The sequence below is a fragment of the Lysobacter sp. 1R34A genome (assembly GCF_051217035.1).
Taxonomy (GTDB): Bacteria; Pseudomonadota; Gammaproteobacteria; order Xanthomonadales; family Xanthomonadaceae; genus Lysobacter.
In genome coordinates this window covers 1-16,769 of sequence record NZ_JBPKJP010000052.1, presented here as the reverse complement: position 1 = coordinate 16,769, position 16,769 = coordinate 1, and the positions used below count along the sequence as shown (strand labels likewise).

Sequence of the window (16,769 nt, the reverse complement as noted above, 5' to 3'; positions counted from 1 at the left end):
CTTGGGTAGGAGGGGCGCAAGCCGCGACCGTGGCACTCCAGTTCGCGCCGCATGCCTGCAACCCGATGCTTAGCGATCCACAGCGGACTCATCGCTCCCGAACCTGCCGCAAGCTGCGGCGGTATCGAACCTGCACTGCGCTTCAGACATTGCGGTGGAGGGCAGGGTTGTACGAACTGCCGCGTCCGACAGTAAGCCGATCAAAGCTACATCCGCGGCCCACCTTGAGACTGTCCGCCCATCCCCTGTGTCTGCTGCGAGGCCTCTTGGGTCAACCGCTGTTCGGCGGCCTGAGTCTGGCGCATGACCTGCGCTTGCTCGTATCGCTCGGGCGCGGGCAGCGACAGAGCCTGGGCCACCGGCATGTGCGCATAGTTGGCCGCCGGGTCCGGAGAGGCGCCGCGGCCGTCCCGATACACGAACAGCACTTCGCCCGCCGCGTTCTGCGCGGTAGGGCGGTTAAGCGCGACTCTGACATCGTCGCCCGGGGCGAACTTGTTCGCGACCGCTAGTGAAAGTGCGCTGGCGCTTATACGTTCGCTTTGCTCGTCCCAGGGTTTGCCGATGCTTTGCTCCAGGTCGCGCACGCTGCCCCTGATCTTTTCCAGCAGCGGGTGATCCGGGTGGCTGGGGTCGTTGGCGCCAGGACGAGCAGGGCGCTCCGCAGGCGGCGCCGGCTTGTCTGGTGCGCGACTGGTGTCGATGAAGTCCGGCGGCAAGGTCACCTCCGCGCCAAGCGCCTGGACATTGATCCTGATCTCAGGAAAGTCACGCCCCGGATGCGCGGCCTGTGCGATGGCTTCCTGGCGGTAGATTTCGCCGAAAGCCCAGTCGATGTTTCTGGCTGGGTAGCCGCCGACACTGTCGTAGAAGGATTTAGCCATCGCGTCCATGCTTTTGTCGGCGTCTAGCCGCAAATCGGGCTTGATGTGCAAGCCTCGATCCATGGTGTAAGTCGGTGGCTTTTTATCGTCGTAGTCGATGTAGTTGGACGCGCCGCCGTCGGCTTGATACAAGTCCGCTAACGTCGCCCGCGGGTTCTCGTGCTTCACTTGTGCTGCAACCGTGTTGAAACCTGCAATTTCTGCCCGCGCTTCCCTCGCGCGCGCACCTTCGTTGTACTCCTTGACCGGTCCGGTAAAGTCGTGCGGCGACGGGCCGTTTGCGATTGCTGCGACCTGTTCGCGGAAGCGTTGTTCCGTTTGCAAACCTTCGTTGCGGCCCAGTGCGTGGTCTATCTCGTGGCCGGCGGTGTAACGAATGAAGTTGACGGCTTCCTTGGCATCTTCCGGATTGGTAATCGGGTCGGCGTCATTTATCAGCTCGACCGAAAGGCGCATGGTGCGGGTAGAGCTGTCGTAACTACCGTTGAATCTTGGGTCGGTTTCGGCTTCTATCACGACCAGATGTCCTTTCTCAACGGCGAGCTCGAATTGCGTCCGGAGCCCCGGCGTGCTGTCGAGGGCGTCGCGAAAAATCCTACCTGGGTTCGTGTCATCGGTTCGAGCTTGTTGCTCGAACTCAGCCAACATCGCGTCGAGCTTTTGCCGTGCCTTCAGTTCTTCCTGAAGTGTTGCCATACTTGGTCATCCTTGGGGAGCAGCAGCCGTGACAAATACTCTTGAAACACACAATTGATCGTCGTAGCGCTTTGTCTTCCCGTGAAGTTCGACGCGTACGGAGACTTTTTCAGTACGAAAGAACCTGTACTCCGTGCCCAGCCGAGGTGCGCGTTCCGACGGTTTGAATCCTGCGGCAATGAGAGGGGATCGGTAGTGCTCCAAGCTGACACACACAGGCGTCATGTCGGCGTAGCTGTCGCTGATTCGCCCCATGTGGAACAGGACAGCGTGAGGACTCGGGCCCGGAACGGTTTTTACTGAAGACAACGAATAGCGCCACCCTTCAGGCAGCGCCCCGACGCCGAGGAAGCTATTGGGGGTCTCCGGGTCAAGCCCGAGGTCAAGGCCAGTGCGCTTCTCGATGTTCGGTCCGGACAGATCACGAGCATCGTTCACGCTCAGAATCCAGGCCAGGATCCTGTCGTTGAGTTGTTGCGCGCTAAGCGAGTCGTTGATAGCGGGCGATGCCGAGTCCGTCACGGCGGGCTTCTCCTGAACCGAAGTGGGGCCTGCGGTCGTGCTGGCGCACGCACAGGCAGCGAGCATGCAGACCAGTGGGGCCAGTCTCGTTGCCAGGAGGTGAGAGTCGAGCTTGAGCATTTACGTCTCCATATGTGCCGCTGTTCCGTGTCCGAACCGCCAGCGCACTCGCGGGCTTATCCTGGAAGAGGGTTTATCAGGGGTCAAGGCGTCGAGCTCCTGCCTTGCTTCTAATTCGTCCTGAGGTACTACGATGCCCGATCATGCTTGAGGCGCCGCAGCCGTGACGAACACCCTGTAAACACAAAGCTGCTCGTCGATGGGTGTTGTCTTTCCGTGAAGCTCAACGCGCACATAGACCATTCCGTTTCTGAAGATCCGGTATTCCGTGCCCGCCCGTCGAGGAATATCAGACGCTTTGAATCCGGCAGAGATGAGGGCGGATCGATAGTGCTCCAGGCCAACGCACACAGGCGTCATATCGACGTAGTCGTCGCCGGCACGCCCAATCTTGAACAAGACGGCGCGGAGTCTCTGCCCAGGGGTGTTGTTGACCGAAGACAGTGAGTAGCGCCAACCATCAGGTAGTGCCCCGACGCCGCGAAAAATATTGGGGGTCTCCGGTTTGGTCCCCAGGTCAAGGCCTGTGCGCTTTTCTATGTTCGGCCCGGACAGATCGCGGGTATCGTTCACACTCAGAATCCAGCCCAGGACTTTGTCGTTGAGTTGTTGCGCGCTAAGCGAGTCGTTAATAACAGGCGGAGCCGAATCCGTCATGGCTGCTTTCCCTTGAACCGAAGTAGGGCCCGCGGTCGTGGTGGCGCACGCACAGATAGCAAGCACGCAGACCAGCCGCGCTAGTTTCGTCGCTAAGAGGTGAGAGTCGAGCTTTGGCATATACGTGTCCATGTATGCCACGGGTCAGCGTCCGAACTATCGACGCACTAGCGGCTAATCCTGGAAGAGCGTTCGTCATGGGTCAAGCAGATGCGGCGCCGAAGATGTCGAGATATGACCCGTATCTCAGGCGCGCCTGCGCTGAACGGGCCCTCAAACTGCACGGCCGCAACTACGGGTATCGCATCGTGCTCAGCAGCGGCATCGTCGACCGCGAACTCGACACCGCCGAAAGCCTGATTTTCGTCAGCGCAACCCTCAATGAGGCTGAGGAATTCAGCGGCCTGTTCTCCAGCTGGTTGGAAGTCGAAACAAAAAAGCGCAACTTTTAGTTCAACATCTCGCTGTGTGAGCAGCTACCCAAAGAGCGCCATTTCCAGCGCTCGTTCTACAAATCGCGCGCCAGATATGTCCGTGAGGTGAGCTGCAGGCAACTGCGTGGCTTGTCGAAAGCGTGCAATATGGAGCGCCATTCCCTCTTAGAGATCGCTATTGAGCTGTCCCTTAGTGTCAGCTGTCGGCTAGGGCGGCATCAAAATTTCGATGGTGCCGTGTCGATGGATCACGACTCATCTAGCGACAAGGTCATGACTGGCTCGTCGAAAGCGCGCTCGCCCCAGCCAGTGAGCACGTCATGTACTGCCTCGAACAGAAGCGACATGGGCACTTCTTTGATGCGTCGGTAACGGGTGTCCCAGCCCTTTTCGACTGCTCGCTCACCATTCTCGCGGAGCAGGTTTAAAATGCGGGTCTTAATCTGTTGGATACCAGAATTTCGATATTTCGTCTTGTAGTCCAAGGCCGAAAGAGCTGTTTTATAGGCTAGGTAGTAACATTGCGAAATGGCAAGTTTTTCGAGTTGGTTGCTGAAAACAGCTCGCAATTCATCTTGTTCAGGAACTGGAATGTCGCGACTTTCAAGTTGGTAGGTGATGTATACGATCATCTCCTCGACACCCAAATCTCTAGATAGAATTGGCGCGTGATTTTTCCATTCTTGCGGCCACATCGAGTGGGGCAGCTCGCGAATAGTGCGGTGCAGTTCGAGCGTATGAGTGGAGATGCGCCATACGACTTGGTTTAGTGTTGCCCATAACTGGCCATCCTTGGCCTCGATATAATGAGCAGGAGTTGAAATGTCGGGGGTGATGACACCCTTATGCATCAACTGCCATAGAACCTTGCGGAATTTATTTGTTGGTTCAAATGATCGTCCGGATGCTGCGATCGGCGTCAGTGTCCATTCAATATGATCGATTTGTGCTGCGCGCATAAGCGCGACGAGGGCCGCAGCTTCTAGAAGGCTTAGCTCTTCTGGCTTGGTCCGCGTTAACTTCGGGTCTGGGAGGTTTGAGAGTATTCGACGAACGGCGGCGGCAGGACTATCATCTGCGAGCTCATTTGCCAGTTCAAGGTATTCCCTTGCAAGGGCTGAATTCGAACGCTTGAGTGACAGCGTCGAGATCCGTGCAAGCACGTCGTGCCCACCGTTGTCGCCAATGATCTGCCCCCATGCATTGAGCAACTCTTGTGCTGAGGATTCTGGATGATTGCCTAGCCACGTGAGTGCGCCCTCGAACATCAGAACGACGTCTTCAGAACTCTGATCGTCCACAGGCAACATCTCAATGTCAGCTTGGCAGTATGCAGCTTCCTCATCTGGCAGCGAGGAGATACGGTGAGCCAGGAGAGCGAGTAATGCTCCTGCTTCCTTGAAGTCATAAGGTTCGAATTCGGTGAATGCGGAGTACGCCAAGAGGGCGATCCACCAAGGTGAGTTCTCGTGCCCTGCAGAACGCATGATCTGCAGTTGCTCATTGTCCGGCTCGCCATTTGCTATCGCATTGGCAGAGAGGAGGAGGCGCCACTTTCCGGCGGTAGCTGCCGAAAGGTGAGTCAAAATTTCGCGCCATCGCGACGAGAAATTAAAGCCGATTTGGTCGATTTGCAGTACACCGAACAGGCTTGAAGATGAAATAAGTGGTCCCCATCCGTCTATGCCTTGCGGGCCGGAAAATCCGGTTGGCCAAAGTTGGTCAATAATTTGCTCGGCATTGGCGACAACTGAGTCGATGTCGTTGGTTTCAAGCGCAACTTGCAGAAGGAATGCTGGCGCGGCTGCGGGCTCACGCCCATCGGCCTGTCGCGGTGACTTGTCGGCTGCCCAAGGGGCAATGCGGTTTTTGACTCTTCTGTAGCAACTAGGTTCCCCTTCGCGAGCACGATGCAGATCAACCATCGCCCGCATCTCGTCAATCCCAGCGCGATTGCCGTCACCCTTTTGCTCGTCTGCTATGACGATTGTTTCGACCCGGTCGACTACGGAATCTGCGTCGTCAAACCGCGCGAGTGACATCGCGAGAACGTAAGCCTCGTTGAAGATCTTTTCGCAATTGGAGCGCGGAACAAAGCGCAGCAAGGATTCGAGTTCGGTATGGTCGGCTCTCCCAGCTAATCGCCGCTTCTGGGCGCGGATGCCGTGTGGAGTATCCCAATCTGGGTAAAGCTCACACGCCCTCTCTGCCAACGATAACGTGTCGAATTCCGCTCTATAGCCGATTTCGAAAGCCGCGGCGAAGGCAACGCGTGGCGGTGCAATTTCTTCAAGTGCAGAGCCGAGCAGATGCATTACCTGTCTTTCGCGCCATTGTCGTTTCTCTTGATCCTCTTTTGAGCCAAATCCGCTTATCAGACGTGATCCGTGGCGACCGGCGAGTACCCGTGCGAGAACGGCGCGCGCAACGGGGTGCCTTCCAACATTGTCCGGTGTGAGAAGTGCTTCCGCTTCAGAATCGCGTCCCGACAGGGCAAGACAGAAGCCGCGCTTCGCGCGCGTATTGTTTGTCTGTCGTTTGATTATCGCGTATGCCGCCTCCGCGTTGCGGTACTCCTGCCGCAGGAACGCCTTGTCACCGGGATGAAGGTCAGTGGAGGGCTCTTCGACGGCTGAGAAGACCGTATCGAGCAATCGATCCAGTTTGATTTCTTTCGACCGCGGCATCCTGATCCGCCCCCTAAAAAGAGGATCCAAGGGTAACGGGTTTTGAGCTCAAGGTGGACTCGACTGGAAGAGCGGCGATCTACCCTTGAAGGCAAGTCGAGGGCGTAACCCGCGTCGTGAGGCGTTGGCTTTGACCTAGCCGCCCGGGCTTCTGTCGGTCGCGGCGCTGCAACCTTGGGGGCGTCAATTCGCTCATGCGCGAGGATTCCTATTGCAAGAAATAGCGCATTGCCAGGGCGTGGGCACGTTCCATCCGCCTTGGTCAGCTGCAATGAGCGTCAGCTTTCTGCCAGAAGCGAATAGTGACCGCACTGAGTTTAATTATCACGAGGCGATCGGGAATCCTGCGAGAAAGTGAGCGCTTGCTTCCAGGTGGCATCGCTCCAAACTCGAAGGGAACGACATCCCAATGCTGAGTGCTGATGCTGTTTTGCGGAAGGATCGATCACTGTCAAAATCGCAACGATTGCTGGACTTCCAAGAAGTTTCCCTATATGAGATCGAGCATCACGCAAATTTTAGAAGTTTTGTCTCTAGCCGATCGCCAAATTCTGGCGGCACTCTGGTTGCTCTTGCGAAGTAACTTACAATCAGGATTGCAAACCTCACAGCTTGTGCGTCGTCTTTGGAAAGGCTTCTTAGAAACACGTCTGAATGTGTCAATGACGAGAATGCGCACTCTTTGAGAATTAAGGCTGACCTGAAGCAGGCGTTGGGGTCGTCAAGCAACTGACGGAGCAGTTTTATTAGCCGAGGCCACTCAGGAGGCGCAAGATCCTCATCTGCATCTGAACCGTGTCGCGCTTGCTTTAGAAGCTTAAATAGCTTGTTTTGCTGTTCGTACTCGTCTCGCCCTCCGTACAGTTTCATGCGGACGGCATCTTCAAAGTCAATTGCCGAGGACGGTAGAAGCATTAATCGAAATACTGAATTAACTAGAGATGCCATTTCAAGGCCAAATAGGGATGTGAAATCGCCAAACAATGCCTCGTACTCTATGTGCGCGGGGTCAAATTCGGACCTGTACTCCAAGACGTGTGCGACTATTTTTCGACAGCCAGCGTGACTGGCGCGGTTGCGCCAGAACTCACTCTGCCTATACTGAAGAAGGGGCGATATTGCGGGAAATCTGCGGCGAAGTTCTGCAATCTTATCCCATGCATCTACCGATGCGACGGCAGCGTCAGTTACCAGGTCACGTCCTGCGCTTACTCTTCCGAATAATTCGAACTCGTCCTCGGGGATGAGGAGCACACCTAGTTCTTGTGCAAGTTGTCGGTGGTCCGATTCGATATTTGCCTTCTTTAAAACACAGAATGCCTGCTTCGCTTCGAAGTACCCCATTAGGCCTTTCAGCCATAACGAGCGATTAGCGCCAGATTCTCCAGCCTTGGTCTTGCAGTCAAATAAGACTGTATCGCTGCCCATTACTGGATCCGGTGCGATTGCAAGGACGTCGATATCAGTCACGAGTGAGACGCGTCGCCCCATACGCGCGGGCGGCGCCACCTCAACTTCCATATGCGGATACCATCTTCTGGTGACCGCATAACGAAGGGCTTGCTCCTTAATGGCACGATCTTTGATCATGTTTCACTTGTTAAAGATGATTTCAAGTTGATGCGCATGCTCTTCTGAAAGCGGCGCCTTTGATCTTTCTTTTAGCTTTGCGCTTGCTATAAGCGACTCAACATACTGCTGGTCTTGCTGAAGTGCTCGTCGTGCTTCCTCGTCCACCTCGATGCCAGAAACTTCACCACCCGTAACTAACTGGTAAGCAATATCCAGCGCCTCATCGTTCTCGCGCGATTCGATGATATGAAGCTCAGCATACCCCGCCCCAGAAGGAACTAGCTTGGCAATGCGCAAGTGTTGCAAGTTTCTGTACTGATCACGTGCTTCGGTTGTGGCACGGTTGAGTTTCTTGTGATGCATAAGCTGACCGATAATTGCTGCGGGATTTCGGACCGCATGCGCACGTGGCAAATACTGCCCTTGTCGAACCGCGGCAACGATGGCCATTGCTCGCTCATAGATTTCCCTCTTCGATCCTGCTAGTGCACCATTGCCCGGTGTCGGGGTGAAGATAAAGTGGTTTTCCCCAGAGTGCGGGGTGGTGATAGTTGGTGGACGCACGACTCCGTCGTAAGCAAGCCTTTGGAGGAGGTTGAAATCTTCAGGAGTAAGGTTCGACTCCCCCTTCGCGACCGCCGTCTGCAGCACCGATAATGGAAGCCCTTGGTTCTTACGAACTTCCGCTAGAACCTTTTGAACCGATTTCGCGCCAGACTTCGCCACTGTATCTGCAAATATATCCGCATTCTCAGAGAAGTAGGCGGGACTAAGCAGAAGCTCTTTTCCCCGGTGTCGACTCTGCTTCAAGTAACCGCCGTCAAGGCCGAGGGCTACGGCACGGTCAAAGCGTCTGGCATCAGCCCCTACAGAATTCCGAAGGGCGTCGAGTTTTTCTGGTGATTTTGCTAGACGGCGTAGAAGTTCTACCGATAGCTGCTCGGTTTCGTTCAGGCCGGCGCCCTGGGCATATTCGCCAATTGTGTCGTAGAGGCTTTCGTAGTACGGAACATCAGGGACGACCTTGTCGATAGTCTTGCCAGACGTGGCAAGCCGAACGAACTCGACCTCAGCAAGTAACTCTAGAACCGGCTTCAGCGCGAGAGGACTAATGTCTAGGAAGTGGCTTGCAACGAGTTTTAGCTTTTCATACTCAATAGTCGGTAGTCCCTGGATGTGAAGGGCCAAGCGCACCGCGCTACCAACAAGTGTGAGCTGCTCGAAGTCGTCAACAACCTTGGTTGCGAGTCCCGTTTGAATTTCGTGGCATCTGATTGCCAGTTCCTTTTTGTCCATACTCCCCTCTCTAGACTACATCCCTGTCGCTACGCAAGAGCGCCATTTAGCCGCAAAGATTACGTGAAGGCAAACCTAAGCCAAGGTCACGTTAGGGCAGAGACGGAGGCCGGGACCACCGATCTCCCAGCGAGAATATCCCTTATCAGATACGTGTTTTGGCGATGAACTCGGACATGTCTGATTGACAGCCATTGGTGGACGCTGCAAAGTCGAGGTCAAGGAGCGTCGAAACTCCCAAACACACAGCGGTGCCCGCCTTCGTTAATGGTGGGTTTTTCATGCCTGACGTTTGGGCATGCCGACGCGTTGCCTGCGTCGGGAGGGCGGCTAATACAACACCCGCAAGGGGAATACGCCCGCCGTCTGTGTGCGGTTTCGAACCTCCCGACATCCCGCCGGTTGCATGTCGCGCCGTGCGGGTTCCTTGCCTAAGGACAGGAGTATCGCGTATGCGCCGCAAGCCTGAGCTCACGCCCCCGCAGGAAGGGGTGGTCATGCCCGTTGATGCGTTCGAAGCGCTTTCCGCTTTTCAGCAGGAGTTGCACGGGATCGTGCGGACTCTGCAGCCTGAGGTGTTGGTCGAGATCGGTTATCCCGCCGGGCAGAATCACCGGTTGTTGCGGGAGGTGTTTCAGGCGTTGGCGCGGCGGCTGGACCCGGTGATGGCGGCTTGTGTTTCGGCGGCCGCGGGGGAGGGGGGCGTCGGGGCGGTGTCGTCGGGAAGCCTGCACTGATGTAGGTTTGCCTGGGCTACGGCTCAGGCAAGGGCTAAAGCTAAAGGCAAATCCCCCCAGCCCCCCTTTTTCAAAGGGGGGAAGGGCAAGGGGAAGGGCGAGGCTCCCGCTAGCGGGAGAAGGCGAAGCGACGGCGGCCACTCAGCGATCCGGCTTGAACTCCACCGGCACGATCACCACCGCGGCCACCGCTTTGCCTTTGCGCACTGCGGGGGCGAAGCGCCAGGTGCGTACGGTGCGGACGGCGGCGCGGTCGAGTTCGCGGTGGCTGCTGCGCTTGGCGATTTCGACGTTGGTCGGGCGCCCTTCGGCGGAGACCTGCACGCGCAAAGTCACCAGGCCGCCTTCGCCGCGGCGCAGTGCGTCGATGGGATAAGGCGGTTTCGGGCTGTGCCCGGGCAGCGGGCGCGGCTTGGCGTTGGGCGCCAGCACGCCGGTGGTGCGGCGTGGGCGTGTGTCGTCGCGGCGTTGAGTGTCGGCGATGCGTAGCACCTGCGCGTCGCGCAGCGCGGATTCGATGCCGGTCGCGGTGCGTTGGCCGATCGCGGCCGGGTCCAGTGCGGCCTCGGCGTTCTCGGGCAGGTAGGCCGGGCGGTCCAGGCCCGGCGTGCCTTCGATGGTGCGCTTCGGCGCCACGCTGTGGATCTGCCGATAGCCGAACGAGACCACCGCCAATACGCCGACCACGATGGCGATCGAGATCGCCAGCGCGATCATCAGGATCCACGAGCCCTGCGGCGCCGTTTCGCGGGCGAAGCGGGGTATCGGCGATGCCGGCGGGAAGGGTTGGCTGGTCGTGGGCGGGGCCAGCGCGGTCAGCGACAACGGCACGGCGTGGTTCGGGTCCATGTGCAGGACGCTGATGCGGCCCTGGTTGAGCGCTTGCGCCAGTTCGGTGCTGGCGCCTAGCCGGTCGGCGACTTCGTCCAGGAGCACCTCGGCCTGCACGCCGCGGCGCTCGCTCTCGGCCGAGGCGAAGCGCCAGCGGTTGTACTCGGCCCAGATCAGCAGCAGCGCGACCACGACCGTCGCGGTCGCCGGCAGTACCAGCATCAGGAAAGGGTCGACGCTGTGTTCGCGCAGATACAGCTCGGAGGCGGTGCGGCGGACGCCGAGCAGCCACATCGCCAGGGTCGCCACCGGCATCCACAAATACAGATAGGCCAGCCAGAACGCGCCGGTGACCACGCCCCACAGGGTGCGCGGCCAGGCGTCCTGGGCGCCGGGTTTCTGGATCAGGCGCGAGTCGTGCTTGTGCGCGGTGCGCCGGCGCGGGCCGTGTTTGTGTCCGCCCGGCTTGTGCTCGGCAGGCGTGGGCTTGGCCGGGGTAGCGGTCGGCTTCATCGGATCCCCCGGTCCGGGCTGACCCAGGTTGCGCGGGTGCCGCGACGTTTCGCCAGCGCCTTGGGCACCGCCGCGACGGTGGTGGCGAAGCTCAGCAGCCAGTACGCCATCGGGTACCAGATCATCCAGTAGTAATTGCGCCCGACCCCGGTCTCGTACTGGCGGTCGATGACGATGCTGGCGGCGAACTGCAGCAGGCAGATCAGCGCCAGAATCACGCCGTGCCACGACGGCAGCAAGGTGGTCACGCGCAGTTGCTCGGGCAGGTCGACGACCAGGCCGAGCGCCCACAGGCCGATGATCAAGGCCATGACGTAGGCCCAGATCAGGCTCAGCACGTATTCGGCCAGCACCGCCCACATGCGCCGCTTGCGCCAGGAAAACAGGTCGCGGGTATGCCGCATCAGCACTTCCACGCCGCCCTGGGCCCAGCGCAGGCGCTGTTTCCACAGGCCGCCGAGGGTTTCCGGCATCAGGATGAAGCACATCGCATTGGGTTCGTAGCGGATGTCCCAGTGGTCCATCTGCAGGCGCCAGCTGATGTCGATGTCTTCGGTGACCATGCTGTCGGACCAGTAACCGATCCGGTGCAGCGCGCTGCGGCGGAACGCGCAGATCACGCCCGACACGGTGAAGATGCGGCCGTACACGCGCTGGGCGCGCTTGATCATGCCGATGATCGAGGAGAACTCGCCGACCTGCAGGCGGCCGAGCAGGGTCGAGCGATTGCGGATGCGCGGGTTGCCGGTGACCGCGCCGACCCGCGCGCCCGAGCACAGGTGCCAGATCATCCAGTGCATCGCGTATTCGTCGAGCAGGGCGTCGCCGTCGATGCAGACCAGGTAGTCCGAACGCGCCGCCAGCGCGCCCATGCGCATCGCATTGGCCTTGCCGAGGTTGCGGTCCAGGTGCACCACCCGCAATTGCGGATGCAGCGCGGCCAGGCGGTTGAGCTTTTCGCCGGTGTCGTCGCGGCTGCCGTCGTTGATCGCAATCACTTCGAACTGCGGATAGCGCTGGGCCAGCGCCGCGGCGATGGTTTCGTGGACGTGGTCGCCTTCGTTGTGGCAGGGGATCAGGATCGAGGCGAACGGCGCGTCCGCCAGCGGCGGCGGATCGGTGCGCACCCGCGCCTTCCGCTCGCGGCGGAAGTAGTAGTACAGCCCGCCGGAGATCCAGAAGAACGACATCACGATCGGATAGAAGAAGGCGAACTGGAACAGCGCGGCGAGCAATGGACTGGCGAGCGGGCTCATGGTGGACTCGATGGCAGCGCGGACGGGCCGGCCGGGTGGGCTCGGCGACGAATGGAGTGGGCGGAGCTCAACGTTCGAGGTAGGGGAAGCCGCGCACGGACATGATTTCGCGCGCGTCCCGGGTCGAGGGCCGGTCGTCGATGAAGTCGTCGGGGTACCAGGCCAGGTGGCGCGCGCCGCCGGCCTGCAGGCGATGGGCCATCGCCTTCAACTGCGCGGCCGGGATCGGCTGCCGGTTGCGCCAGTCGACGGTCTGCAGTTCGAAGATGGTGCGCGACAGGCCGCGCGGCGACTTCTTCACCTCGGCCAGCAGCCGGTCCATCCAGGCCTGCGGATCGCGGCTCTTTTCCATCCACGGCATCGCCATCACCGCGGTGTAGTCGTAGGCCTGGTTGAAGGCGGCGAGCTCCTGCGCGAACCAGGCCTCGCTGCGCGGCTCCAGCACCGGTGCGGCGAACAGGTTGCGCACGGTGATCAGCTTGGGCCGCCATTTGCCGGCGGCGCGGGCCAGCTCGCGGGTGAACTCGATCAATGCCTGGGTGCGCTTGGCCGGGTCGGCCGGCGCCTGGCCGCGCAACTCGTCTTCGCGCAGCAGCGCATCGTCGTGGAACAGCAGGCCTTCAGTGTAGCCGCTGACCGCGAGGTCCTCGTAGACCTCGGCGACGATGCGCCGGGTCTGCGGCTCGAAGGGATTCAGGCGGAAGGTCTCGTCCGGGTTGCTGGCCTGGATCTTCAGGCGCTGGTTCAAGGCCGCATCCGGCAGTTCGAGGCCGAGTACCGGCAACCACGCGAACACCTTGACGTTGGCGCGGGTCTTGAGCTGCCAGGCGACGCGGTTGTACAGGTCGGCGCGCATCGGCAGGTGCCGGTTCGGGAAATACAGCGCATCGGCCGAGCCGTTGCCGTCGGGGTCGGCGAAGGCCTGCAGGAACACGTGGCTGGGGCCGACCTGCTTGACCCGTTCGATCAGCTTGTCGAGGTTGCGCGCCTGCTGCGCCGGGTCGGCGTCGTAGACGTAATCCAGGTCGACCTGCAAGGCGCGCAGGCCGTCGAGTTCCTCGTCGTGGCGCAGCTCGTAGGCCAGGTCGTTGACGGTGGGGTTGTCGAACACCAGCAGGCGCGCCAGGCCGTGCAGGTCGGCGCCGATCTTCTGGTGGCGGCCTTCCAGGTCGAAGGTCACCGCCATGCCGAGTTCGTCGGCGATCGCATTGGTCTGGCTGTTGTAGGCCGCGTACGGCCAGATCACCGACTTCGGGCGCACGCCGAGTTCGCGCTCGATCTCGGCGGCGCTGTCGGCGAGGTCCTGGCGGATGCGCGCCAGGTATTCGGCTTCGGTCTCGTAGCGCCGGGTCTTTTCGTTCCAGGCGCGGGTGATCGCGGCGGGCATGGTGTTGCCCTGCGGGTTGGAGGTCACGCCGCGGTGCAGGGCATGGCTGTGCGAGGCGACTTCGACCAGGCCCGAGGCCTGCATCTCGCGCAGTTGCTCCCAGGTGACGAAGTCGTCGTGGGTGAACATGCGCGGGCCGTAATCGACTTTCTGGTCGCGCGGCAGGTCGACCCAGGAGGTCACCACCGCCATCAGCGCCGGGTAGCGGTAGGCGCGCAGCAACGGGAAGACATGGGTGTAGATGCTGCGCAGGCCGTCGTCGAAGGTCAGCAGCACAGCCTTGGGCGGCAAGGGTTTGCCGCCGCGCGAGGCGGCGATGACCTGGCTCAGCGCGACCGGCTGATAGCCGTGGCCGTGCAGCCAGTCCAGGTGCGCGGCGAAGTTCTGGGTGCTGACCGCGTAGGCATCGGGGTCGCCCTTGCGCGCCACTTCGTCGCGCACGTCGTGATAGCTCAGCACCAACAGTTCGTCGGCGCTCGCCGCGAGCGGCGCCAGTGCGGCCAAGGCCAGCGCCGCGCCAGCGAGCAGACGATGGAAGCTGCGGCGCAGACGGGTGGAGACGGCGGCGCGCGAGACAGCGAAAGACGACATGTTCATTCCTCACCCCAACGGAAGCTCAGATCGAAGGCGACGCGGTCCTCGCGCACGCCGTCGTAGACCGGACGCGACCAGTTGAGGCCGTAGTTGAGCGTGCGGCCGCTGCCGAAACGCCATTCGTATTCGTAGCGCAGCTGCGGCACCCAGGCGCTGCCGTAGCCCTGTTGCCAGTACGGGCCGGCGCTGGCGCTAAGGCGTTGCACGAAGTGGCGGGTGTAGCGGCGCCAGGCGACGTGATCCAGGCGCACACCGAGGTTCAGCGAAGCGTCGCGGCTGGGGTTGAAATACGGCACCTCGGCATCGCGGCGGCTGGCGCGGCTGGTCGACAGGTCGGCCAGGCCGGCGATCTGCAGGTGCGGTCGCGTGTACAGGCGCTGGTCCAGGCTCAGCGCGAGCGCGCTGCGGCGGTTGTCGTCGCTGTAGCGCAGTTGCTGCGCGGTCGCGCCGAGCGTGGTGCGTTCGCTCGGCGTCCAGCGCAGGCCCAGGCTCAGGGCATCGGCGTCGATGCCGGCGCGGCGCGCCTGCAACGACGCGTCCGGGGATTGCCGATACCACGAAGCATTGGCGTGCCAGGCATCGTCGAGGCGCCAATCGGCGTCGAGGTAGTAGCCGGTGCGGTCGCCGCCGGCGAGCCAGCGGTCGTCGGCGCGATCGACGCCGAAGCCCAGGCTGAGGCGGTCGTAGGCATACAGCGCGCCGACGCCGCTGCGGCGGTCGTGGACGCGGGCGCCGGGGTAATCGGCCCAGGCGTCCTGGGCGTGCGCGGTCAGGCGCCAGCGGTCGTCGATCAAGGGACTGCGGATCTCGAAACGGTGCACCGCGTCGCGGCTGCCGAACGGCGATGCGGCCGCGCCGCCGCCGCGCGCGTCGCTGCGCCCGCCGGCGGTGCTGAGCGTCCACTGCCAGCCCAGGCGCCGGTCCCAGGACTCGCTCATCTGCTTGACCTGCACGTCGCGCGGGCGGTGGGCGATCAGTTCGTCGTGGATCGGCCGCGCCAGGTCGACGCGGGCGTGTTCGAGGTAGGCGCCGATCTGGCCGATGCGCGCGCCGACGTTGGTCGGTTCGAGCGTGCTCGCCATCTGGAAGCGTTGCAGCGCGCGGTCGGTCCAGCCGCGTTTTTGATAGGCGACGCCGAGGTTGGTCTGCAGGCTCGGGTTGTCCGGGCCGATCGCCGCCATCGCCTCCAGCCGCCGCTGCGCGCCGACGGTGTCCTCGCCGTACAGGCGGATCATGGTGTGGGTGCTGTCGGCGTCGTAGTGACGCCAGTTCTCGAAGCTCTGCTTGGCGCCGTCGACGCGCACCCAGGCCGGCTCGGCCGCCTTGATCTTGTCCAACTGGGCCAGGGCGGCGTCGAAGCGCTCGCTTTCCGAATAGGCGTAGGCCAGTTGCAACTGCGAGTCGTGATCCTCGGGCCACTCGCGCACGACCCGTTCGAGCACGCTCGCGGCTTGCTCGGGACGCTTGTCGGCGAGCAGCGAGGCGCCCACCTTGGCCAGCGCATACATCGGCACCTCGACGCCCTCGGCCTGCAGGGCGCGATAGCGTTCGATCACCTCGGCATGGCGTTCGAGATGATTGAGCAGCAGCAGTTCGTCGAACCGGGTGCGCAGGTCGGCCTGGCGTTGCTCGGGCGTCTGGGTGGCGCGGTACTGGTCGAAGGCCTCGCGCGCGTCGCGCATTTCGTCGAGGCGGGTGGCCTCGTCCTCGGGGAACAGGCTGCCCCAGAGCGTGAGGCGGGCGAGGCGGCCGGCCTCCAGGCGCTGGCGTTCGGCGGCATCGAACAGCTCGGGACGAGCGCGATACAGGGTCCAGGCGCGATGCGCGCTGCCGAGGTCGGCCAGGGTCAGCACCTGCAACCGGTAGAGACGGTCGTCGCCGGGGGCGGACGTCTGCGCGCTTTCGATGCGCGCCAGCGCGGCGAGCCACTGCCGCTCGGCGCGCAGGCGCTCGATGTCGGGCATCGGGTTCGCCGTGACGGTTTGACGCTCTGCAGCAAAAACTGACGTTGAGGGGCAGATTGCGCTCGCGGTGGCGAAAGCAAGGGAGAGGGCAAGTCGATGCGGGGTGGGCATGGGGGACGGACTTCCGTGTTGCGAAGGGCTGCAAGTGCTGATCTAGACCAATGCAAAAATGTGATGCAAATCACATTCCAGGAGGGGTGACGCAAGAGGTGTGCCAAAGGCGCGCCACCCGGGCCGGGGCCCGCGGTGGAAGTGATTGTTCAGATTGGATTTTTTGCCGATGCGCGGCGGCGGCCGATGCTGCGGCGCGGTTTGACAAGGTCGATTTAGATCGATTCAAATCGCCAAAGCAGGGGCGTTCGCCGGTCGGCGCAACGCGAATCGGAGGCGATCGCCGTCCGGTGCAACGGGAGCGGGAATGTCGGCAAAGTACGCAATGCGCCGAGAGGGCGCAGGGGCGAGAGCGAAACAGGCCATGGCCCTGGTCCTGGCCGGGGCCTTGGCGCCGGCCGCGATGGCCGGGCCGGCGCGCAGCTTCTGGACCTCGTTCGAGGCCGGTGAACCGGCGATCGCCGAGACCGCGACCGCGAGCCCGACCGCGAGCCCGGCGCCGCGCCTG

12 protein-coding genes are annotated in these 16,769 nt (G+C 61.6%); 2 read left to right on the top strand and 10 right to left on the bottom strand.

The features are described from left to right. Window positions 1-206: 206 nt before the first annotated feature. The 3 genes from ACSAMQ_RS12735 to ACSAMQ_RS12725 form a co-directional block, all read right to left on the bottom strand. Window positions 207-1,580 (bottom strand): XVIPCD domain-containing protein, encoded by a 1,374-nt coding sequence (locus ACSAMQ_RS12735; RefSeq protein WP_435396000.1) that lies wholly within the window; start codon window positions 1,578-1,580, stop codon window positions 207-209. Between the two features lie 6 nt (window positions 1,581-1,586). Beyond that, window positions 1,587-2,222: a hypothetical protein gene (locus ACSAMQ_RS12730; protein ID WP_435395999.1), complete on the bottom strand. Its 636-nt coding sequence runs from the start codon at window positions 2,220-2,222 to the stop codon at window positions 1,587-1,589. A gap of 141 nt (window positions 2,223-2,363) precedes the next feature. Continuing rightward, complete coding sequence (locus tag ACSAMQ_RS12725) at window positions 2,364-2,879, bottom strand: hypothetical protein (protein WP_435395998.1); 516 nt, start codon at window positions 2,877-2,879, stop codon at window positions 2,364-2,366. 197 nt (window positions 2,880-3,076) lie between these two features. Between ACSAMQ_RS12725 and ACSAMQ_RS12720 the strand changes: the two genes are divergently transcribed. Then, entirely contained in the window at window positions 3,077-3,331 is a 255-nt protein-coding gene (locus ACSAMQ_RS12720) for a hypothetical protein (protein WP_435395997.1), read from the top strand. A 230-nt stretch (window positions 3,332-3,561) separates the two neighbouring features. Here the strand turns inward: ACSAMQ_RS12720 and ACSAMQ_RS12715 are convergent, their stop codons facing one another. The 3 genes from ACSAMQ_RS12715 to ACSAMQ_RS12705 all read right to left on the bottom strand — a co-directional run bounded on the left by ACSAMQ_RS12715 (window position 3,562) and on the right by ACSAMQ_RS12705 (window position 8,868). Further along, a complete protein-coding gene (locus tag ACSAMQ_RS12715; RefSeq protein ID WP_435395996.1) occupies window positions 3,562-6,000 on the bottom strand; it encodes a hypothetical protein in 2,439 nt (812 codons plus the stop codon). 507 nt (window positions 6,001-6,507) lie between these two features. Further along, window positions 6,508-7,590 (bottom strand): hypothetical protein, encoded by a 1,083-nt coding sequence (locus ACSAMQ_RS12710; RefSeq protein ID WP_435395995.1) that lies wholly within the window; start codon window positions 7,588-7,590, stop codon window positions 6,508-6,510. Window positions 7,591-7,593: 3 nt separating this feature from the next. Next, window positions 7,594-8,868, bottom strand: coding sequence for a hypothetical protein (locus tag ACSAMQ_RS12705; protein WP_435395994.1), 1,275 nt, complete (start codon window positions 8,866-8,868; stop codon window positions 7,594-7,596). A gap of 452 nt (window positions 8,869-9,320) precedes the next feature. Between ACSAMQ_RS12705 and ACSAMQ_RS12700 the strand changes: the two genes are divergently transcribed. Next, window positions 9,321-9,605, top strand: a complete 285-nt coding sequence (locus ACSAMQ_RS12700) for a hypothetical protein (RefSeq protein ID WP_435395993.1) — start codon at window positions 9,321-9,323, stop codon at window positions 9,603-9,605. 141 nt (window positions 9,606-9,746) lie between these two features. Here the strand turns inward: ACSAMQ_RS12700 and pgaD are convergent, their stop codons facing one another. The 4 genes from pgaD to pgaA all read right to left on the bottom strand — a co-directional run bounded on the left by pgaD (window position 9,747) and on the right by pgaA (window position 16,150). Next, window positions 9,747-10,949 (bottom strand): poly-beta-1,6-N-acetyl-D-glucosamine biosynthesis protein PgaD, encoded by a 1,203-nt coding sequence (gene pgaD, locus ACSAMQ_RS12695; RefSeq protein WP_435395992.1) that lies wholly within the window; start codon window positions 10,947-10,949, stop codon window positions 9,747-9,749. Next, window positions 10,946-12,205: a poly-beta-1,6-N-acetyl-D-glucosamine synthase gene (gene pgaC / locus ACSAMQ_RS12690; RefSeq protein WP_435395991.1), complete on the bottom strand. Its 1,260-nt coding sequence runs from the start codon at window positions 12,203-12,205 to the stop codon at window positions 10,946-10,948. The genes pgaD and pgaC overlap by 4 nt, the downstream gene beginning before the upstream one ends. Window positions 12,206-12,272: 67 nt before the next feature. After that, window positions 12,273-14,183 (bottom strand): poly-beta-1,6-N-acetyl-D-glucosamine N-deacetylase PgaB, encoded by a 1,911-nt coding sequence (gene pgaB / locus ACSAMQ_RS12685; RefSeq protein ID WP_435395990.1) that lies wholly within the window; start codon window positions 14,181-14,183, stop codon window positions 12,273-12,275. A gap of 2 nt (window positions 14,184-14,185) precedes the next feature. Beyond that, on the bottom strand, window positions 14,186-16,150 hold the full coding sequence (gene pgaA, locus ACSAMQ_RS12680; RefSeq protein ID WP_435395989.1) for a poly-beta-1,6 N-acetyl-D-glucosamine export porin PgaA: 1,965 nt from the start codon (window positions 16,148-16,150) through the stop codon (window positions 14,186-14,188). Window positions 16,151-16,769 lie beyond the last annotated feature (619 nt).